The organism is Albidovulum salinarum (genome assembly GCF_025673475.1).
GTDB lineage: Bacteria > Pseudomonadota > Alphaproteobacteria > Rhodobacterales > Rhodobacteraceae > Albidovulum > Albidovulum salinarum.
Genome location: NZ_JAOVQO010000032.1, coordinates 1 through 21,709 on the forward strand (window position 1 = coordinate 1; position 21,709 = coordinate 21,709).

General features: G+C 65.8%; 13 protein-coding genes and 1 pseudogene. All 14 read right to left on the reverse strand.

Going from position 1 to position 21,709, the window contains the following annotated elements; all coding sequences use genetic code 11:
- Positions 1-210: 210 nt before the first annotated feature.
- The 14 genes and pseudogenes from OEZ60_RS21020 to OEZ60_RS21085 all read right to left on the reverse strand — a co-directional run bounded on the left by OEZ60_RS21020 (position 211) and on the right by OEZ60_RS21085 (position 21,569).
- Positions 211-1,953 (reverse strand): sodium:solute symporter family protein, encoded by a 1,743-nt coding sequence (locus tag OEZ60_RS21020; protein WP_263340622.1) that lies wholly within the window; start codon positions 1,951-1,953, stop codon positions 211-213.
- Positions 1,954-1,958: 5 nt separating this feature from the next.
- Positions 1,959-2,219, reverse strand: coding sequence for a DUF4212 domain-containing protein (locus OEZ60_RS21025; RefSeq protein ID WP_263340625.1), 261 nt, complete (start codon positions 2,217-2,219; stop codon positions 1,959-1,961).
- Between the two features lie 61 nt (positions 2,220-2,280).
- Positions 2,281-2,964 carry an adenylate kinase gene (locus OEZ60_RS21030; protein ID WP_263340629.1) on the reverse strand — a complete coding sequence of 228 codons (684 nt, stop codon included), beginning with the start codon at positions 2,962-2,964 and terminating at the stop codon, positions 2,281-2,283.
- Between the two features lie 56 nt (positions 2,965-3,020).
- Positions 3,021-3,461, reverse strand: coding sequence for a phasin family protein (locus tag OEZ60_RS21035; RefSeq protein WP_263340631.1), 441 nt, complete (start codon positions 3,459-3,461; stop codon positions 3,021-3,023).
- Positions 3,462-3,471: 10 nt separating this feature from the next.
- Positions 3,472-5,208 (reverse strand): dihydrolipoyl dehydrogenase, encoded by a 1,737-nt coding sequence (gene lpdA, locus OEZ60_RS21040; RefSeq protein ID WP_263340634.1) that lies wholly within the window; start codon positions 5,206-5,208, stop codon positions 3,472-3,474.
- 10 nt (positions 5,209-5,218) lie between these two features.
- Positions 5,219-6,499: a dihydrolipoyllysine-residue acetyltransferase gene (aceF, locus tag OEZ60_RS21045; RefSeq protein WP_263340637.1), complete on the reverse strand. Its 1,281-nt coding sequence runs from the start codon at positions 6,497-6,499 to the stop codon at positions 5,219-5,221.
- A 23-nt stretch (positions 6,500-6,522) separates the two neighbouring features.
- Entirely contained in the window at positions 6,523-9,180 is a 2,658-nt protein-coding gene (gene aceE, locus OEZ60_RS21050) for a pyruvate dehydrogenase (acetyl-transferring), homodimeric type (protein ID WP_263340640.1), read from the reverse strand.
- A 36-nt stretch (positions 9,181-9,216) separates the two neighbouring features.
- Positions 9,217-9,939 (reverse strand): acetoacetyl-CoA reductase, encoded by a 723-nt coding sequence (gene phbB / locus OEZ60_RS21055; RefSeq protein WP_263340642.1) that lies wholly within the window; start codon positions 9,937-9,939, stop codon positions 9,217-9,219.
- 57 nt (positions 9,940-9,996) lie between these two features.
- The gene (locus tag OEZ60_RS21060) at positions 9,997-11,763 is read right to left on the reverse strand and encodes a PHA/PHB synthase family protein (protein WP_263340644.1); all 1,767 of its coding nucleotides are present in this window, start codon (positions 11,761-11,763) and stop codon (positions 9,997-9,999) included.
- 107 nt (positions 11,764-11,870) lie between these two features.
- On the reverse strand, positions 11,871-13,055 hold the full coding sequence (locus OEZ60_RS21065; protein ID WP_263340646.1) for an acetyl-CoA C-acyltransferase family protein: 1,185 nt from the start codon (positions 13,053-13,055) through the stop codon (positions 11,871-11,873).
- Between the two features lie 24 nt (positions 13,056-13,079).
- Complete coding sequence (locus OEZ60_RS21070) at positions 13,080-14,975, reverse strand: propionyl-CoA synthetase (RefSeq protein ID WP_263340648.1); 1,896 nt, start codon at positions 14,973-14,975, stop codon at positions 13,080-13,082.
- 83 nt (positions 14,976-15,058) lie between these two features.
- Positions 15,059-17,356, reverse strand: coding sequence for an NADP-dependent malic enzyme (locus OEZ60_RS21075; RefSeq protein WP_263340650.1), 2,298 nt, complete (start codon positions 17,354-17,356; stop codon positions 15,059-15,061).
- A 79-nt stretch (positions 17,357-17,435) separates the two neighbouring features.
- Positions 17,436-19,550 (reverse strand): annotated as a pseudogene (scpA, locus tag OEZ60_RS21080) (methylmalonyl-CoA mutase); the annotation flags it as partial.
- 18 nt (positions 19,551-19,568) lie between these two features.
- Positions 19,569-21,569 (reverse strand): acetyl-CoA carboxylase biotin carboxylase subunit, encoded by a 2,001-nt coding sequence (locus tag OEZ60_RS21085; RefSeq protein ID WP_263340655.1) that lies wholly within the window; start codon positions 21,567-21,569, stop codon positions 19,569-19,571.
- Between the last annotated feature and the right edge of the window lie 140 nt (positions 21,570-21,709).

A 21,709-nucleotide genomic window follows, 5' to 3' on the forward strand; every position in this document is an offset into this window, starting at 1 on the left:
GAGCTCGCCCGCGGCGGTCTTGGCTTCCTCGGCCCTGAGGACGGCGCGGCCGTCCGACACCGGCGCGCCGTAGCTGCGCAGAAGGGCCTTGGCCTGGTATTCGTGGATGTTCATCGCTGATCCCCGTATGCTCTGTCTCCGGATCACCCGGAGCGTCGATCCGGGCCGTGACGGCGCGCCCCCCTGGGGACGCGCCGATGTCTGTGGCGGTCAGTGCCCGGTGGCCGCACCCGCACCCTTCGGGACGCGGATCGATTCCACAAGCTCCTGGACCTCGACCGGCGGTTCTTCGGTCACGCCGGAAACGACGTAGGCGACAACGAAGTTGATCAGCGCTCCGACGGCGCCGAACGAGGTCGACTTGATCGACAGCAGCAGCGGATCGGCATCCGTGAAGCTGTTGGTGTCGGGCACGAAGAACCAGCCCTTGTGCAGGAAGATATATACCGTCGTGACGATCAGACCGGCAAGCATGCCCGCAATGGCGCCCTTGTCGTTCACACGCTTGGAGAAGATGCCCATCATCAGCGCCGGAAAGATCGACGCCGCGGCGATTCCGAAGGCAAGCGCCACCGTCTGGGCTGCGAAGCCCGGAGGGTTGAGGCCGAGATAGGTCGCGACCGCGATGGCAATCCCCATCGAGATCCGCGCCGCCAGAAGTTCTCCCTTTTCCGAGATGTTGGGATTGAGTTGCCCCTTGATGAGGTCGTGCGACACCGCCGACGAGATTGCCATCAGAAGACCGGCCGCGGTCGATAGCGCGGCGGCAAGACCACCCGCGGCCACGAGTGCGATGACCCAGCCCGGCAGGTTGGCGATTTCCGGGTTGGCCAGAACGATGATGTCATTGTTCACGGTCAGCTCGTTGGCGTCCTTGTCGCCGACATACTGAATCAGGCCGTCCCCGTTCTTGTCTTCGACCGTCAGGAGTCCGGTCTTCTGCCAGTTGCGGACCCAGTCAAGCTCGGACTTGGTCTCGATGTCGGCAAGCGCGAGGGCATCCGCGCCGGTACCGTTGGGATAGAATGTGGTGATGAGATTCACGCGGGCCATGGCCCCCACGGCGGGAGCGACCAGATAGAGCAGCGCTATGAAGACAAGTGCCCAGCCCGCCGACGACCGCGCATCGGCGACCCTCGGAACGGTGAAGAAACGGACGATGACATGAGGCAGGCCCGCGGTGCCGATCATCAGCGCCACCGTGAAGAGGAATATGTTGAGCGTCGTGTCCTCCTGGGTCAGGTAGGACTTGAATCCAAGATCGGTCACCAGCCCCTCGAGCGTTACCAGGAGCGGTTCGCCCGTCGACTTGGCGTCGGCGAAGAGACCGAGCGGCGGGATCGGGTTTCCCGTCAGTTGCAACGAGATGAATATCGCCGGGATCGTGTACGCGAAGATCAGCACGACGTATTGCGCAACCTGGGTATACGTGATGCCCTTCATGCCGCCGAGAACGGCATATGCGAACACGATCGCCGCGCCTATGTAGAGACCCGTCGAACTCGACACTTCCAGGAAGCGCGAAAACGCGACGCCGACGCCAGTCATCTGACCGATAACGTAGGTGATCGACGCGATGATGAGGCAGATGACGGCCACAAGCCGCGCTGCCTTCGAATAGAACCGGTCACCAATGAACTCCGGCACCGTGAACTTGCCGAACTTGCGCAGGTAAGGTGCAAGCAGCATCGCCAGAAGCACGTAGCCGCCGGTCCAGCCCATGAGATAGGCCGAGCTGTCGTATCCCCCGAAAGCGATAAGGCCCGCCATCGAGATGAATGAGGCTGCCGACATCCAGTCGGCTCCCGTTGCCATGCCGTTCAGGACCGGGTGAACGCCGCGGCCGGCGGCGTAGAACTCCGCGGTCGAGCCCGCGCGAGCCCAGATAGCGATGCCAATATAAAGCGCGAAAGTCGCACCGACGACGAGAAGGTTAAGCGTATACTGGTCCATGACCGTCACACCTCGTCGACGCCGTGTTCGCGGTCGAGCCGGTTCATCCGCCAGGCGTAGAAGAAAATCAGTGCGAGGAAGACGAGGATCGAGCCCTGCTGGGCGAACCAGAAACCGAGATCGGCGCCGCCGACATTGATGCCCATCAGCATCGGCCGCAGGATGATCCCGAAGCCGAAGGACACCAAAGCCCAGACGACGAGGCTCCACAGGATGATGCGGAGATTGGCTTTCCAATAATCGTTTGCGTGTTGTTGTGCGATCATTTCACGTGTTCCTTGTTACGTTCGCCCGACAATGCATCCGGATGCGGGCCTTCCGTTTTGACTAGGATTTCGCCGTGTCAACCATTGTCGTCAGCACGGATGCGATCTCGTCGATATCGGCCATGGCATCGACCCTCACTAGCACTCCGCACGTGTCGTAGAAGGCGATCAGCGGCGCCGTTTCGGCGTGGTAGGCCTTGAGCCTCTGGCCCGCCGTCTCGGCATTGTCGTCGGCGCGACGCTTGAAACTCGTGCCATCGCACTTGTCGCAGACGCCGTCTTTCGACGGTCGCTTGCTCACCTCGTGATAACCCTCGCCGCAGGCCGCGCAGGTATAGCGCCCGACCACCCGCTCGATCATCGCCGCGTCGTCGACGTCGAGAGAAATCACGAGGTCGATGCCGGATTGCCTTGCGTCCAGCAGCGCCTCCAGCGCTTCGGCCTGACCGATGGTCCGGGGAAAGCCGTCGAGGATCACGCCGGCGCCGGTGTCGTCCCGGTCGAGGCGCTCCATGAGAACCCGAAGGACCACATCGTCAGGGACGAGACCACCCGCCTCCATGACTGCTTTAGCGGCGCGTCCCGCCTCGGTTCCCGCTGCGACCGCCTCGCGCAGGAGGTCGCCGGTGGAAAGCTGGACGAGGCCGTGCGCCTCGGCGAGCATCCGCGCCTGCGTACCCTTTCCCGCACCGGGCGGTCCCAGCAGGATCAGGTTGACCGGCCGGGCTTCGACTTCCGCATTCATCGTGGATCCTCCATCTGTCGCGCGTGTCGGGTGGGATGCCGGGAACGCTTGCCCGGTCAGCCCTTCCGCACTTCGCGCACGGCTTCCTTCACCCGGGCCTCCATGATGGCGGCGGCGTCGTCCTGAGCCTTTCGGGCGGCACTCGCGAATTCCGCCATCAGGATCAGCGCCTTTTCGACGGCGCGACGGTAGACCTCCTTCGGATCCAGCGTCCCCGTACCGCCGGGCTTGTTCGCCTTCTTGATCTCCTCCTGCGCGCCCGAGGTCACCTCCTCGAAGATCGCCATCTGCTTGCGATAGAAGTCCTGGTAGGCTTCGGCGGCGGCCCGGTTCGCGGCCATCATCGCCTCGAAGTTCTTCTGGTTGCTGGCGATAAGTTCGCCCATATCGAAGGGCTGGTCGGCGGCCGATTTCAGCGCGGACTGGAACTCTTCCGCGTTGAACATCTTCGCGATCCGATCGGGATCGAACATCTTCATGATTTCCTTGTAGTCCATTGGCTCTCTCCTATGTCTTCCGCTTGGGCGGGATGAGATCGGTAATCGTGCCTTCGAACATTTCGGCGGCGAAGTTGACGGTTTCGCTGAGCGTCGGGTGCGGGTGGATGGTGTGGCCGAGGTCGACGGCGTCGGCGCCCATTTCGATGGCGAGTGCGACTTCGGCGATGAGGTCGCCGGCGTTGGGGCCGACGATGCCGGCGCCGATGACGCGGTCGTCGGTCTCGTCGAAGAGGACCTTGGTCATGCCCTCGGAGCGGCCCAGGGACAGCGAGCGGCCGGAGGCGGCCCAGGGGAAGCTGCCCTTGCCGACCTTGATCCCGCGCTCCTTCGCCTGCGCCTCGGTGAGCCCGACCCAGGCGACCTCGGGGTCGGTATAGGCGACCGAGGGGATGACGCGGGCGTCGAAGTGTCGGTTCTGCCCGGCCGCGGCCTCGGCGGCGACCTTGCCCTCATGCACCGCCTTGTGGGCGAGCATCGGCTGGCCGACGACATCGCCGATGGCGAAGATATGGCGCTGGCCGGTGCGCTGCTGGCTGTCAACGGCGATGAAGCCGCGCTCGTCGACCGCGACGCCGGCCTTTTCGGCGTCGATCAGCTTGCCGTTCGGCCGCCGCCCGACCGCGACGAGCACCTTGTCGAACGTGTCGGTGATTGTCCCGCCCTTCTCGTCCTCGAAGGTGACCTTGAGGCCGCCTTTCTGTGCCTCGACCGCCGTGACCCTGGTCTTCAGCAGGATCTTCTCGTAGCGGCCCTCGATCCGTTTGTGCAGGGGCTTCACGATGTCCTTGTCGGCGCCGGGGATGATCTGGTCCATCAGCTCGACGACGGTGATCTTCGAGCCGAGCGCGTCGTAGACGCAGGCCATCTCGAGCCCGATGATGCCGCCGCCGAGCACGAGCAGGCGCTTGGGGATGCCGTCGAGCTCCAGGGCGCCGGTGGAGTCGATCACGCGGGGGTCGTCATGCGGGATGAAGGGCAGCGTCACCGGCTCTGAGCCGGCGGCGATGATGCACTGGTCGAAGCTGACCTTCGTCACCTTGCCGTCCTTCTCGACCGCGATCATGTTCGGGCCGGTGAAGCGGCCATAGCCGTTCACGATCTGAACCTTGCGCCCCTTGGCGAGGCCCGAGAGCCCGCCCGTGAGCTGCTTGACGACAGAGGCTTTCCAGCCTTCGAGCTTCTTGATGTCGACCTTGGGCTTGGCGAAGGTGATGCCGTGATCGGCCATCTCCCCGGCCTCGGTGATGACCTTGGCGGCGTGGAGAAGCGCCTTCGAGGGGATGCAGCCGACATTGAGGCAGACGCCGCCGAGCGTGGCGTCCTTCTCGACCAGCACGACCTTCTTGCCGAGATCGGCGGCGCGGAAGGCGGCCGTGTAGCCGCCGGGGCCGGAGCCGAGCACGACGACCTCGCCGTGGATGTCGCCGGCTCCCGTCGCGGTGCCACTTGCGGCCACGGAGACCGGCGCGACGGGAGCGGGACTTTCGGCGCGGGCGGGGGGAGCAGCCGCCGCGCCTTCAACGTCAAGGACGAGGATCGGGGCGCCTTCGGAGACCCTGTCGCCCTCCTTGACCTTGATCTCCTTGACCTTGCCGGCGGCGGGCGAAGGAACCTCCATCGTCGCCTTGTCGGACTCAAGTTCGATCAGCGGGTCCTCGGCGGCGACGGTGTCGCCAACCGAGACGAGAATCGCGATGACCGGGACGTCGGAGAAGTCGCCGATGTCGGGCACTTTCACTTCCATGGCGGCCCCCTCAGAGCATCAGCCGGCGCACATCGCCGAGCAGGTGTTTCAGCGTCGCGCAGAACCGCGCGGCGAGCGCCCCGTCGATGGCGCGGTGGTCGTAGGAGAGGCTCATGGGTTGCATCAGGCGCGGCACGAACTTCTCGGCGACCGGATCCCAGACCGGCCCGAGCTTCGACCGCGTGAGCCCGAGGATCGCCACTTCCGGTGCGTTGACGATCGGCGTGAACGAGGTGCCGCCGATCCCGCCGAGAGACGAGATGGTGAAGCTCGCCCCCGACATGTCGTCACCCTTCAGCTTGCCGTCGCGGGCCTTGGCAGAGAGCTCGCCAAGCTCCTTCGAGATCTCGATGATCCCCTTGCGGTCGGCATCGCGGATCACCGGCACGACGAGGCCGTTCGGCGTGTCGGCGGCGAAGCCGATATGGTAGTAGGACTTGCGGATGAGCTTGTCGCCATCGGGATGGATCGAGCTGTTGACCTCCCAGTGGGTCTTCAGCGCCGACACGCTCGCCTTGATGACGAAGCTGAGCAGTGTCACGCGGTAGCCCTCGGCCTTGGCATCGGCGTCGAGTTCCTTGCGATACTTGTCGAGCCCGGTGATGTCGGCCTCGTCGTTGTGGGTGACATGCGGGATGTTGAGCCAGGAGCGGTGCAGCGCGGGGCCCGAAAGCTTCTTGATCCGCGGCATCTCCACGTCCTCGACGGGGCCGAACCTGGTAAAGTCGACCGCCGGGATCGGCGGGATGCCCATGCCGCCCGGCGCGGCCGCGCCAGCGGCCGGCGCGGCGGTCGCCTTGAAGAAGTTCGTCACGTCCTCGCGCAGGATGCGGCCCTTGCGGCCGGTGCCGTTGACCCGCGCGAGATCGACGCCGAGTTGCCGGGCGAAGGCGCGCACCGAGGGAGAGGCATGGGACTTGCCGAAGCCCGCATCGGTGACGGCGGACGGCGCCGCCGCGACGGGCGCGGCCGGTGCGGCGGGGGCAGCCGGGTGCGCGCCGGCCGGCGCGGGGGCTGCGGATTTCTTCTCGTCCCCTGCCGGCGCCGCGCCCGCGCCGTCGCCCTCCAGCAGTAGGATCAGCGAGCCTTCGGAGACCTTGTCGCCCTCCTTTACCCTGATCTCCGCAACCTTGCCGGCGGCGGGAGAGGGTACCTCCATCGTCGCCTTGTCGCTTTCCAGCTCGATCAGCGGGTCCTCCGCCGCGACGCTGTCGCCGACACTGACCAGGATGGTGATGACCGGAACGTCGGAGAAGTCGCCGATATCGGGCACTTTCACTTCGATTGCCATGATCTGTCTCCTCGTTTCGGCCGTCACGCGAGCCGCGGGTTCGGCTTGCCGCCGTCGATGTCGTATTTCTTGAGCGCCGCCTCGAGGTCCTTCTTCGTCACCGCCCCTTCGCGGTAAAGTTCGACCATGGCCGCGGCGGCGATGTGGTTCGCGTCGACCTCGAAAAATCGCCGCAGGTTCACCCGGCTGTCCGAGCGGCCGTAGCCGTCGGTGCCGAGAACCGTGAAGCGGTTCGGCACGAAGGCACGGATCTGCTCGGCGTAGTTCTTCATGTAGTCGGTTGCGGCGATCACCGGGCCCTGCGCCTTTTGCAGCTGCCGCGTCACGAAGGGCACGCGTTCGTCGGCGAAGGGGTTGAGCCGGTTGTGCCGCGCACAGTCCTGACCGTCACGGGCAAGCTCGTTGAGGCTGGTGGCGGACCAGATGTCGGAAGTGACCCCGAAGTCGGCCTTCAGTATCTCGGCGGCCCTGATCGCCTGCATCAGGATCGTGCCGGAGCCCACGAGGTTGACGTGCTTCTTGCCCGGCTTCTTCGTTTCCCGGAACCGGTAGAGACCCCTGATGATGTCCTCCTCGACGCCCATCGGCATGTCGGGATGGGCGTAGTTCTCGTTCATCAGGGTCAGGTAGAAGTAGACGTCGTCCTGGTCGACGAACATCCGCTTCAGCCCGTGATGAACAATCACCGCCACCTCGTAGCTGAAGGTCGGGTCGTAGCTGATGCAGTTCGGGATCGTGCCCGCGAGGATGTGGCTGTGGCCGTCCTCGTGCTGGAGCCCCTCGCCGTTCAGCGTCGTCCGGCCCGCCGTGCCGCCGAGCATGAAGCCCCGCGCCCGGCTGTCACCGGCGGCCCAGGCCAGATCGCCGATCCGCTGGAAGCCGAACATCGAGTAGTAGATGAAGAACGGGATCATCGGCACGCCGTGATTGGAATAGGACGTTGCTGCCGCAATCCAGTCGGCCATGGCACCGGCCTCGTTGATGCCCTCCTGCAGCACCTGGCCGTCGGTCGTCTCCTTGTAGAACATCATCTGGTCGGCATCCTCGGGCGTGTAGTTCTGCCCGAGCGGGTTGTAGATGCCGGCCGAGCGGAACAGCCCCTCCATCCCGAAGGTGCGGCTCTCGTCCGGCACGATCGGCACGACATGCTTGCCCACGCCCTTGTCCCTGAGAAGCGTCGTCAGGATCCGCACGAAGGCCATCGTCGTCGATATCTCGCGGTCGCCGGTGCCCTTGAGCTGGCCCTCGAACTTGTCGAGCGCGGGGATGTCGAGCTTCGGTGCATTCCGCCAGTCGCGCTTCGGGAAGTCGCCGCCCAGCGCCTTGCGGCGGTCGGCGAGGTAGGATTTCTGCGCGTTGTTGAGGCTGACGAAGGGCGCCTTCGGCAGGTCCTTGTCCTCGACCGGGATCTTGAAGCGGTCGCGGAACTCGCGCAACTGCTCCTCGGCCAGCTTCTTCTGCTGGTGTGTGACGTTCTGGCCCTCGCCGGCCGAGCCCATGCCGTAGCCCTTGACGGTCTTCACCAAAAGGCAGGTCGGCTGGCCGCGGGTTTCGGCCGCGCGCTTGAAGGCGGTATAGACCTTCTCGGGGTCATGCCCGCCGCGGCTCAGCGACCAGACCTGCTCGTCGCTCCAGTCCTCGACCAGCGCCGCCGTCTCGGGATACTTGCCGAAGAAGTGCTTGCGGATATAGGCGCCGTCCTTCGACTTGAAGGTCTGGTAGTCGCCGTCCACCGTCTCGTCCATCAGCTGGCGCAGCCGGCCGGTCACGTCCTTCTCCAGCAGCGCGTCCCAGCCCTTGCCCCACAAGAGCTTGATCACGTTCCAGCCCGCGCCGCGGAAGTCGCCTTCGAGCTCCTGCACGATCTTGCCGTTGCCCCGGACCGGCCCGTCGAGCCGCTGCAGGTTGCAGTTGACGACGAAGATCAGGTTGTCGAGCTCCTCCCGCGCCGCGAGGTCGATGGCGCCCCGGCTTTCCGGCTCGTCCATCTCGCCGTCGCCGAGGAAGCACCAGACCTTGCGGTCGGCCATGTCGATCAGGCCGCGGTTGTGCATGTATTTCATGAACCGCGCCTGGTAGATCGCCATCAGCGGGCCGAGCCCCATCGAGACGGTCGGAAACTGCCAGTAATCCGGCATCAGCCAGGGATGCGGGTAGGAGGAAAGCCCGCCGCCCGCGACCTCGGAGCGGAAGTTCTCCAGTTCCTTCTCGCTGATCCTGCCTTCCATGAACGACCGCGCGTAGATGCCGGGGATCACATGGCCCTGGAAGAACACCAGGTCGCCGCCATGGATCGCGGATTTCGAACGCCAGAAATGGTTGAGTCCGATGTCGTACATCACCGCCGAGGAGGCGAAGGACGCGATATGGCCGCCATATTCGCTGCTCTCCTTGTTGCGGCGAACCACGGTCGCCATCGCGTTCCAGCGGTTGATGGTGCGGATGCGCCATTCCATCTTCAGATCGCCGGGAAACTCCGCCTGATCGTCGGCCGGGATCGTGTTCTGGTACGGGGTCGTCGACGAAAACGGCAGCATCGCACCCGCCGCGCGGGCCTGGCTCACAGCCCTGTCCAGAAGAAAATGCGCCCGATCCGCGCCGTCGCGCTCGATCACGTCGGCGATAGCATCCTGCCATTCCCGGCTTTCGACGGGGTCTATGTCGGTGGTGCGTTCGTTCATCTCTGCGGCCCTCGTCTGCGGGGTGGTACCGGTCGATCAGCTGAAGTACTGGCCACCATTGGCCGAGATCGTCGAACCGGTGATGAAGCCGGCTTCGTCGGACGCGAGGAACGTCACGCAGCGCGCGATCTCGTCGACCTCACCGAGCCGGCCGACCGGGATCTGGCCGACGATCGCCTCGCGCACCTGCTCGGGCACCGCCATCACCATCTCGGTCGCGATGTAGCCCGGACAGACCGCGTTGACCGTGATCCCCTTCGCCGCGCCCTCCTGCGCAAGCGCCCGGGTAAACCCGATATCGCCGGCCTTTGCGGCCGAGTAGTTCACCTGTCCGAACTGGCCCTTCTGGCCGTTCAGCGACGAGATGTTGATGATCCTTCCGAAGCCGCGCTCGCGCATTCCCGGCCAGACCGGGTGGGTCATGTTGAAGATGCCCGACAGGTTGGTGTCGATCACGTCGCGCCACTTCTCCGCCGTCATCTTGTGAAACGGCGCGTCCCGGGTGATGCCGGCGTTGTTCACCAGAACCTCGATCGGGCCGAGATCGGCCTCGACCTTGGCGATGCCCGCGGCGCAGGCGTCGTAGTCCGCGACCGACCACTTGTAGGTCGGGATGCCGGTTTCCTTGGTGAAAGCGGCCGCCGCCTCATCGTTGCCGGCATAGTTCGCCGCTACCTTGTAACCCGCGGCCTGAAGGGCCTTCGAGATCGCCGCGCCGATACCGCGCGACCCTCCGGTGACGATTGCTGTCCGTGTCATCTTGTTCTCCTCGTTGTTAGGTATCGGTCCCGCGCCGGCCGGCAGAGGGATGAAAGATCATCGCGCGAGTACATAGGAGCCGGGCGCAGCCTCGATCACGTCGAGACCGCCGCCGCCGGGCACGCGGGCCGGCACCTTCTTCGCTCTGTCCTGAGATTCCAGCCATTCGGCCCAGACCGGCCACCACGACCCGGCATTGTACTCCGCCCCGTCGAGCCAGGCCTCGGGATCGTCCGGGTAATCGTCCCTGACCCAGTAGCCGTATTTCGCCTTTTCGCCCGGCGGGTTGATGACACCCGCGATATGGCCCGACCCTCCGAGCACGAACCTGACGTCGCCGCCGAAGACCTTCGTCGCGGGATAGACCGACTGCCAGGGCGCGATGTGGTCGTCCTTCGTGCCAATCGCGAAGCACGGCACCTTGACCTTTCCAAGGTCGATGGGCGTGCTGTTGAGCGTGATCGCGCCCGGCGTCCCGAGCCCGTTGCGGATGTAGATGTTCTCCAGGTACCAGAGGAACATCGCCGCGGGCAGCCGCGTAGAATCCGAATTCCAGAACAGCAGGTCGAAGGCGGGCGGCTTGTCGCCCATCAGGTAGTTCGCGATGTAGAACGGCCAGATCAGGTCGTTCTCGCGCAGCATCGCGTACATGTCGCGAAGCTGGTGCTCCTCCAGATGCCCGGTCTTTTCAAGATGTGCGCGCATCGTCTCCAGCCGGACCTGATCGACGAATATGCCAATCTCTCCCACCTGTTTGAAATCGGTCATGGTGACGAGCGTCGTCGAGGTCGCGATGCGGTCGGATCCCGTGGCGGCGAGATGGCCGAGCGTGGCATTCACGAGAATGCCGCCAATGCAGTAGCCGATCGTGTTGACCTTCTTCTCGCCGGTCGCCTTCTCGATCGCGTCAAGCGCCGCGATCACGCCTTCGTTCATGTAGCTTTCGAAGCTCTTTCCAGCATGCTCCGGACCCGGATTGACCCAGCTGATCGCAAAGACGGTGTGGCCGCGTTCCAGCGCGTAGCGGATCAGGCTGTTCTTCGGCCGCATGTCGAGAATGTAGAACTTGTTGATCCAGGCCGGCACGAAGAGAAGCGGCCGCTTGAACTGCGTTTCGGTCATCGGCTCGTACTGGATGAGCTGGATCAGATCGTTCTGGAAGACGACCTTGCCCGGCGTCGCGGCGAGGTCACGGCCGACGACGAAGGCGTCGGGGTCGGCGGTGCTGATGGCCAGCCGGCCGCCACCGCGCTCGATGTCGTCAAGGAGGTTGCTGAAGCCGGTGATCAGGCTCCTCCCCCGCGTCGCGAGGAAACGGGCGCGCGCCTCGGGATTGAGCGCGAGGACGTTGCTGGGCGACAGCGCACTCAGGATCTGGCGGGTGTAGAACTCGACGCTGAGGCGTTCCCGGGAATCCGCAGGAAAGCGGTCGAGAACCTCCTTGGTGGCCTCCTCGATCGCGAGATGCACGTCGCGCGACACGCGTGCGACCGGATCGCTTTCCCAGGCCTCGCCGCTGAACCGGCGATCCCTCGCCGCCTGCCCGTTCGGAGCCCAGCCCGCCGTCCAAAGCTTGGCCATATTCGACAGGACCGAGGCCTGCATGGCGGCGAGGTCGCCTGGGCGCCGAAGCATCGACAGGCCGAGGGTGAGGTAGGCACGCCCGATCGCAGTCGGATCGACTGCCGCGAAGTCCCGGTCGAAGATCCGTGTCACCGAAGCCGCGCCGGCACGCAGCATCACCTGCTGAACCCGGAGCATGAGATCCCAATAGTCGCTCATGTGCTCGGCACCCCTGCCGTTCGATGCATTGTTTTCCGTCATGTGATCGTCCTTCCCATCGGTCCACGCGCATGTCCGGTTGCCCCCGCAACGGGCCGCCCCGGGGAGCGAGGGGCACGCACCGTCCGTTGCGGGGGCTTCCCGCCGCGCTACCGCAGGCGTTCGATGGCCAGTGCGATCCCCTGTCCGCCGCCGATGCACATGGTGACGAGCCCGTAGCGCCCGCCGATCCGCTCCAGCTCGTACATCGCCTTGATGGTGATGATCGCGCCGGTTGCGCCGATCGGATGGCCGAGCGCGATCGCGCCGCCGTTCGGATTGACCTTGGCCGTATCGAGACCGAGCCCTGCATTGACCGCGCAGGCCTGCGCCGCGAAGGCCTCGTTCGACTCGATCACGTCGAAATCGCCGGCCTCCATGCCGAGCTTCGTCAGGAGCGTCGTCACGGCGGGGATGGGGCCGATGCCCATCACTTCGGGCCGGACCCCGGCATGGGCGTAGCCGAGAAGCCGCGCCCGGGGCTTCAGCCCTGCCTTCTCGGCCGCCTCGGCCGAGGCGAGCACCACCGCCGCCGCGCCGTCGTTGAGTCCCGAGGCGTTGCCCGCCGTCACCGAACCTTCCTTCCGGAAGGCGGGTCTAAGCTTGCCGAGGCTTTCCATCGTCGTGCCGGCCTTGGGGTGCTCGTCGGTGTCGAACGGCACCATGTCGCGCTTCACCTTCACCTCGATGGGCAGGATCTGGCTCTTGAACCTTCCCTCCGCGATGGCCTTCGTCGCGCGCGCCTGGCTTTCGACCGCGAAGGCGTCCTGCGCCTCGCGCGAGATCTGGTGCTCGTCCGCGACATTCTCGGCGGTGACGCCCATATGGCCATTGCCGAACGGATCGCTGAGTGCGGCAACCATCATGTCGGTCATCGACATGTCACCCATCTTCTGGCCCCAGCGCGCGGCTTGCGTCGAATAGGGCGAGCGCGACATCGACTCTGCCCCGCCGGCGAGCGCGAAGTCAGTATCGCCGAGCATGATGTGCTGCGCCGAATTGACGATGGCCTGCGCGCCCGAGCCGCAGAGCCGGTTGACGGTCAGCGCCGGTGCCTCGGGCGGCACGCCCGCCTCGACGGCCGCGACGCGGGCGAGATACATGTCGCGCCCTTCGGTGTTGATCACGTGGCCGAAGACCGAATGGCCGATCTGGCCCGGCTCGACCCCGCTGCGCGACAGCGCCTCCTTTGCGACCGCCGCGGCAAGCGCGGTCGGCGCCACGCCCGACAGCGATCCCCCGAAGGTTCCAATCGCGGTCCGCGCGCCGTCCAGAATTACAACGTCTCGTGTCATCTTGGTTCTCCCATTCCAAAAAATTCAGCCGGCCGGATGCCCCAGCCCGCCGATACGTTCCTTGATCTCGTCGAGGATGGCGGGATCGTCGATCGTCGCCGGCATCTTCCACGGCGCCCCGTCCGCAATGGCGACCATCGTGCCGCGCAGGATCTTGCCCGAGCGGGTCTTGGGCAGCCGGTCGACAGCCATGCAGAGCTTGAAGGCGGCGACCGGCCCGATCTCCTGGCGGATCAGCTTGACGCATTCCTTCTCGATCTCGGCCGGATCGCGCGTCACACCGGAGTTGAGGCAGATGAGCCCGAGCGGCGCCTGGCCCTTGAGCTGATCGCCGATCCCGATCACCGCGCATTCGGCGACATCGGGATGGCTCGCCAGAACCTCCTCCATCGCGCCGGTCGAAAGCCGGTGTCCGGCGACATTGATGACGTCGTCGGTGCGCGCCATGATCGAGACGTAGCCGTCCTCGTCCATGATGCCCGCATCTCCGGTCTCGTAGTAGCCGGGGAAGTGGCTGAGATAGGACTTCCGGAACCGGTCCTCGGCGTTCCAGAGCGTCGGCAGCGTGCCCGGCGGCAGCGGCAGCTTGATCGCGATGGCGCCAAGCGTGCCCGCCGGCAGCGGATGACCGCCCTCGTCCAGAATCCGGATGTCGTAGCCCGGCATCGGCACGGCGGGCGAGCCGGGTTTTACCGGCAGCTCTTCGATCCCGAGGGGGTTCGCGGCGATGGCCCAGCCGGTCTCGGTCTGCCACCAATGGTCGATGACCGGCTTCTTCAGGTGCTTCTGCGCCCAGAGGATGGTGTCGGGATCGGCGCGTTCGCCAGCGAGGAAGAGCGCCTGAAGGCCCGACAGGTCGTAGCGGCCGACATGTTCGGCGCTCGGGTCGTCGCGCTTGATGGCGCGAAGTGCGGTCGGCGCGGTGAACAGGACCTTGACGCCGTGTTCCTCGATGACGCGCCAGAAGGTGCCGGCATCGGGCGTGCCGACCGGCTTGCCCTCGAAGACGATCGTGGTGCAGCCCATCAGCAGCGGCGCGTAGCAGATGTAGCTGTGACCGACGACCCAGCCGACATCCGAGGCGGCCCAGTAGACGTCGCCCGGCTTCACGTCGTAAAGGTTCCTCATCGTCCAGAGCAGCGCCACCATATGCCCGCCATTGTGGCGCACTACGCCCTTCGGCTGACCGGTCGTCCCCGACGTGTAGAGGATGTAGAGCGGATCGGCGCCGCCGACAGGCACGCAATCCGCGTGCGTCGCGGCGGCCACGGTCTCGTCCCAGTCAAGGTCGCGGCCCGGCTCCATCGCCGCCTTGCACATGGGCCTCTGGTAAACCACGGTGAAGTCGGGCTTGTGGGCCGATTGGCGGATCGCCTCGTCGAGCAGCGGCTTGTATTCGACGACCCGTCCCGGCTCGATCCCGCAAGAGGCGGCGATCACGGCCTTCGGCTTCGCGTCCTCGATCCGGACGGCGAGTTCATGCGCGGCAAAGCCGCCGAACACCACCGAATGCACCGCCCCGATCCGGGCGCAGGCGAGCATCGCGACGAGCGCCTCGGGCACCATCGGCATGTAGATGATGACGCGGTCGCCCTTGGTGACACCCCGCCCGCTCAGCGCGCCTGCGAGCCGCGCGACGCGGTCCTTCAGCTCGGCATAACTGATCGTCGTCTTGCTGTCGGTGACGGGGCTGTCATGGATGATGGCGGGCTGATCGCCGCGCCCGGCCTCGACATGGCGGTCGACGGCGTTCCAGCAGGTGTTGCAGGTCGCGTCCGGGAACCATTGGTAGAGCGGCGCGGTCGATCCGTCGAGCGCGCGCTCGGGCGCCTTGATCCAGTCCACCGCCTTTGCGGCGTCGAGCCAGAACGCCTCGGGATCGGCTTTCCAACCGTCGTAGACTTCGCGATATGTTGCCACTGCAGCCTCCCTTGACTTGTGTGCGTTAGCGTTTCCTCGCCGGCGCGGGACCCTTCGGCGGGTGTCCTAATTGGGGTCGTCCGTCACGCATAGGACTGCACCGGCGCCCGCGCCAACGCGGCGATATTGAACAGCCCCCGGGCGGAGACCGAACTGTTCACCACATGCGCCTTGTTGCCCATGCCCATCAGGATCGGCCCGATCTCGAGCCCGCCCGCGAGCTGGCGCAGGACGTTCGCAGCGCCGGACGCAGCATCGACATTGGCGAAGACGAGGCAGTTCGCAGCGCCGTGAAGGCGGGAATTTGGAAACACTCGCGCGCGCAGGTCGGGGTTCAGCGCGTGATCGGCCTGCATTTCCCCCTCGAAGGCGAAGTCCACCCCGGCCGCATCGAGGATCTCCACCGCGCGACGCATCTTGCGTCCCGACGCGATGTCGAGGTTGCCGAAGACCGAATGGCTCACGAGCGCGATCTTGGGCTCGATCCCGAAGCGCCGGATGTGGCGCGCGGCGGAGATCGCGGTTTCCGCGACCTCTTCGGGGCTGGGATCGGGGCGCACCTGCGTGTCGGCGATGAAGATCGCCCCGTCGTCGAGAATGATCGTCGAGAGCGCGCCAGTCGGATGAAGCGTCTGGCCGTCGCCATCCGGCAGGCCACCCAACACCTGCTCGACGTGTCGGAGATGATCGAGGTAGAGACCGTAGCTGCCGCAGATGAGGCTGTCCGCCTCTCCGCGATGGACCATGATCGCCGCGATTGCGGTGTTGCTGGTCCTGAGCCGGGTCCGGGCGAGGTCGGGGGTGACGCCGCGGCGCTCCAGTATCGCGTGGTAGCTCTGCCAGTAGTCGCGGTAGCGCGGGTCGTCTTCGGGGTTGCAGACCTCGAAATCGGTATCGGGCTTCAGCGAGATGCCGGCGCGGTCGATGCGCTGGCGGATCACGTCGGGCCGGCCGATCAGGATCGGCGGCCCCATGCCGTCGAGCAGCATCGACTGGGTGCAGTGCAGCACGCGCTCGTCCTCGCCCTCGGCGAAGACGATGCGGCGCTCGCTCCGGCGCGCGAGTTCGAAGACCGGCCGCATGATCATGCCGGTGCGGAACACCGAGCGGTCGAGCTCGGCCTTGTAGGCGGCGATGTCCGCGATCGGACGCTTCGCGACGCCGCTGCCGATCGCGGCCCTGGCCACGGCGCTTGCAACTTCACCGAGAAGCCGGGGATCGAACGGCTTGGGGATCAGGTACTCGCGGCCGAAGACCATGCGCTCGCCGCGATAGGCGGCAGCGGTTTCCGCCGCGGTCGTCTTGCGCGCGAGGTCTGCGAGCGCCTTGGCGCAGGCGACCTTCATCGCCTCGTTGATCTGGGTCGCGCCGACATCCATCGCGCCGCGGAAGATGAAGGGGAAGCAGAGGACGTTGTTGACCTGGTTGGGATAGTCCGAGCGCCCCGTCGCGATGATCACGTCCTCGCGCGCCGCCTTCGCCTCTTCCGGCAGGATCTCGGGCGTCGGGTTGGAGAGCGCGAAGATCACGGGATCCTTGGCCATCTTCGCGACCATCTCGCCGGTCAGGTTGCCGGGGCCGGACAGGCCGAGGAACATGTCGGCGCCCTCGATGACCTGCTCCATCGGCCCGTCATCGGCATCGCGCGCGTAAAGCGCCTTGGTCGCGTCGACGTTCTCGCGCCCCTTGTAGATCACGCCGCGCCGGTCGAAGAGCCAGACGTTCCTCCGCTTCAGCCCCATGTCGCAAAGGAGGTTGAGACAGGCGATCCCGGCGGCGCCGGCGCCGATGGCGACCATCTTGATGTCCGAAAGAGATTTCCCGGCGAGCCGCATCGCATTCAGCGCGGCGGCGGCAACGACGATGGCGGTGCCGTGCTGGTCGTCGTGGAAGACCGGGATGTTCATCCGCTCCTTGCAGATGCGCTCGACCTCGAAGCAGGCGGGCGCGCCGATATCCTCGAGATTGACGGCGCCGAAACTCGGCTCGAGCGCGATCACGATCTCGGCGAGCCTTTCGGGATCGGTCTCGTTCACCTCGATATCGACGCCGTCGATATTGGCGAACTTCTTGAAAAGCGCGACCTTGCCCTCCATCACGGGCTTCGAGGCGGCCGCCCCGATATTGCCGAGGCCAAGCACCGCGGTGCCGTTCGAGATCACCGCGACCTGATTGCCGCGCGAGGTGTAGCGGTAGGAATCCGCCTCGTCCTCGGCGATCCGCGTGCATGCCTCGGCGACGCCGGGACTGTAGGCGAGGCTCAGGTCGCGCTGGGTCGCCATCGGTTTCGTCACCCGGGTCGCAAGCTTTCCCGGTTTCGGGAACTCGTGGTAGCGAAGGGCCGCGTCGCGGAGCGTCTCGCTGGGTGTCTGGTCGTTCATACGTGCCCCCTTACCCGGTCGTGTTGCGCGCCGGCTTTTGCGGCGTCGCGGGGAAGCGGTCGCGGCGCATCGCCTCTTCGGCGCGCGCGCTGCGTATGAGCGCGAGGATATTCTTCGCGGCGGCGGGAATGTTGGTTCCCGGCCCGAAGATCGCCTTGACGCCCCGTTCGTAGAGGAAGTCGTAATCCTGCTGCGGTATCACCCCACCGCAGATCACGAGGATGTCGCCCGCGCCCTTCTGCTTCAACGCCTCGACGAGCTGGGGCGCGAGTGTCTTGTGACCCGCCGCCTGGGACGACACTCCGACGACATGAACGTCGTTGTCGATCGCATCCTGCGCCGCTTCCTCGGGCGTCTGGAACAGCGGCCCCACATCGACGTCAAAGCCGATATCGGCGAAGGCCGTGGCGATGACCTTGGCGCCGCGGTCGTGGCCGTCCTGGCCCATCTTCACCACGAGCATCCGCGGGCGGCGGCCCTCCTCCTCGGCGAAGGCCTCGACGTCCTTCTGGATCGCCGCGAAGCCCTCGTCGCCCTCGTAGGCCGCGCCGTAGACCCCGGCGAGCGTCTTCACCTCGGCCCGGTGCCGTCCGAACACCTTTTCCATCGCCATCGAAATCTCTCCCACCGAGGCGCGCGCGCGGGCGGCGGCGACGGCCGCCTCCAGCAGGTTGCCGCCGTCTTTCGCGATGCGTTCGACATCCGCCAGCGCCTTGTCGCAGGCGGCCTGATCGCGGGTCGCCCGGATCCGTTCAAGCCGCGCGACCTGCGCCGCGCGGACGGCGGAATTGTCGATCTCGCGCACCTCGATCTCGTCTTCGCGTGCCAGCCGGTACTTGTTGACGCCGACGATCACCTCGTCGCCGCGGTCGACCGCCGCCTGTCGCCGTGCGGCGGCCTCCTCGATTCGAAGCTTCGGCATGCCCGACGCGACGGCCTTGGTCATGCCGCCCATCGCGTCGACTTCCTCGATCAGCTTCCAGGCCGCATCGGCGAGATCGGCGGTCAGCTTCTCGACGTAGTAGGACCCGGCGAGCGGATCGACGACGCGGGTCACGCCCGTCTCGTTCTGGAGGATAAGCTGGGTGTTGCGCGCGATCCGGGCCGAGAACTCGGTCGGAAGCGCGATCGCCTCGTCGAAACTGTTGGTGTGCAGCGACTGGGTGCCGCCGAGGACCGCGCTCAGCGCCTCGTAGGCGGTGCGAACGACATTGTTGTAGGGATCCTGTTCCTGAAGGCTCACGCCCGAGGTCTGGCAATGGGTGCGCAGCATCAGGCTGCCCGGCTTCTTCGGGTTGAACTCGGACATGATCCGGTGCCAGAGGAAGCGCGCGGCGCGGAGCTTCGCGGCCTCCATGAAGAAGTTCATGCCGATGGCGAAGAAGAACGACAGCCGCCCGGCGAAGGCATCCACATCCATGCCCCGCGCGACCACGGCCTTCACGTATTCCTTGCCGTCCGCAAGCGTGTAGGCCAGCTCCTGCACGAGGTTCGCGCCGGCCTCCTGCATGTGGTAGCCCGAGATCGAGATCGAGTTGAAACGCGGCATCTCGCGCGACGTGTACTCGATGATGTCGGCGACGATCCGCATCGAAGGTTCGGGCGGATAGATGTAGGTGTTCCGCACCATGAATTCCTTCAGGATGTCGTTCTGGATCGTGCCCGACAGGTCCCTGCGCGCGACGCCCTGTTCCTCTCCAGCCACGATGAAGCTCGCGAGAACCGGGATCACCGCGCCGTTCATCGTCATCGACACCGAAATCTCGCCGAGCGGGATGCCGTCGAAGAGGATCTTCATGTCCTCGACCGAGTCGATGGCCACACCCGCCTTGCCGACATCGCCCACGACGCGCGGGTGGTCGCTGTCGTAGCCGCGATGGGTGGCGAGGTCGAAGGCGACCGAGACGCCCTGCTGCCCCGCGGCAAGCGCCTTGCGATAGAAGGCGTTACTCTCCTCGGCGGTCGAGAAGCCGGCATATTGCCGGATCGTCCAGGGGCGGCCCGCATACATGGTCGCGCGGGGGCCCCGGGTAAAGGGCGCGGCGCCCGGCAGCGAGCCCATATGGGGCAGGTTCGCAGCATCATCGGCCGTGTAGACCGGCAGGACGTCGATCCCCTCCGGAGTGTGCCAGACCAGATCGACCGGCGTCCGTGTCTTCAGTTCGCGTGCAGCGAGTGCTTTCCAGGCGTCCATGACTTCCTTCTCGGTGGGTTATTCGAACTCCATGATGATCTGGTCCACGGCGAGCGAGTCGCCGGGGGCCGCGTTGATCTTCGTCACCCGCACCTTCTTCTCGGCGCGGAGCACATTCTCCATCTTCATCGCCTCGATGGTGGCAAGCGCCTGACCCTCCTGGACCTCGTCGCCTTCGCTGACCGCGACCGCGACGAGCTTGCCGGGCATCGGGCAGAGCAGCATCCTCGAGGTGTCCGGCGGCAGCTTCTCGGGCATGAGCGCGGCAAGCTCGGCGATCCGCGGCGTGTAGATGCGCACGTCCAGGGCCGCGCCGCGTGTCCGGACCCGGAACCCGGCGGTAATCTTGCCGACCTTCAGCACCAGAGGGGCGCCGTCGACGTCGAGCGTCGCGAGCGGGTCGCCCGGGGTCCAGTCGCTTTCCACCCGGTGAATCGTGCCGTCGCCGAACTCCACAGTGGCGCCGCCGCGATCCGCGCGGATCGCCACGGGAAAGCGCTGGTTCTGCGCGATCACGACCCAGTCCGTGCCGACGCGGCGCTCGTGGTTGTCCATCCGGCCCGAGACGCGGGTGCGCCGGATCTCGGCCACCCGGTGCATCGCCGCCGTAGCGGCCACGACGCGGCGCAAAGCCTCCTGCGGCAGGTCGACCCCGGAAAAGCCGTCGGGATATTCCTCGGCGATGAAGGCCGTCGTCATGTCGCCCGAGATGAACTTGGGATGGTCCATGACGGCGGAAAGGAACGGCAGGTTGTGACCGATCCCCTCGATCTCGAAACTGTCGAGCGCGACGCGCATATGCTCGATCGCCTGCGCCCGCGTCGGCGCCCAGGTGCAGAGTTTGGCGATCATCGGGTCGTAATACATCGAGATCTCGCCGCCCTCGTAGACCCCGGTGTCGTTGCGCACGACATGGTCTGCCGTCGCAATCTCGGCCGGGGGACGGTAGCGGCTCAGCCGCCCGATCGAAGGCAGGAACCCGCGATAGGGATCCTCGGCATAGACGCGGTTCTCGATCGCCCAGCCGTTGATGCCGATATCCTTCTGGCCGAAGGGCAGCTTCTCGCCGGCGGCGACCCGGATCATCTGTTCGACAAGGTCGACACCGGTGATCAGTTCGGTCACCGGATGCTCGACCTGAAGCCGGGTGTTCATTTCGAGGAAGTAGAAGTTCCTCTCGCCATCGACGATGAACTCGACCGTGCCGGCCGAGCAGTAGCCCACCGCCTTCGCGAGCGCGACCGCCTGTTCGCCCATCGCCTTGCGGGTCGCGGCATCGAGGAAGGGCGACGGCGCCTCCTCCACGACCTTCTGGTTCCGGCGCTGGATCGAGCATTCGCGTTCGTTCAGATAGACGCAGTTGCCGTGCGTGTCGCCGAGCACCTGGATTTCGATATGGCGCGGCTTGGTGACGAACTTCTCGATGAAGATGCGGTCGTCGCCGAAAGAGGACGCCGCCTCGTTCTTCGACGACTGGAACCCCTCTCGGGTCTCCTGGTCGTTCCAGGCGATCCGCATCCCCTTGCCGCCACCGCCGGCAGAGGCCTTGATCATCACCGGATAGCCGATCTCGCCCGCGATCTTCACCGCCTCGTCGGCATCCCCGATCAGGCCCATGTAGCCCGGAACGGTCGAGACATTCGCCTCCATCGCGATCTTCTTCGAGGTGATCTTGTCGCCCATCGCCTCGATAGCGCCCTTCGGCGGGCCGATGAAGGCGACGCCTTCCCTCTCCAGCGCCTCGGCGAACTTCGCGTTCTCGCTGAGGAAGCCATAGCCAGGATGGACAGCCTCTGCGCCGGTCTCGCGGATCGCGCGCATCACGTTGTCGATCACGATATAGGACTGGTTCGCCGGCGGCCGGCCGATACGCACCGCCTCGTCGGCCATGCGGACATGAAGCGCGTCCCTGTCGGCGTCGGAATAGATCGCGACCGTCGCGATGCCGATCTTCCGAGCGGACTTGATGACCCGGCAGGCGATTTCGCCCCGGTTGGCTATCAATATCTTCCTGAACATCTTGCCATCCGATCTCACAACGGAATGTTGTCGTGCTTCTTCCAGGGATTGCTGAGTTTCTTGGTCCGGAGCGAGGCGAAGGCGCGGGCCACCCGCTTGCGGGTTCCGTGCGGCATGATCACCTCGTCGATGAAGCCCTT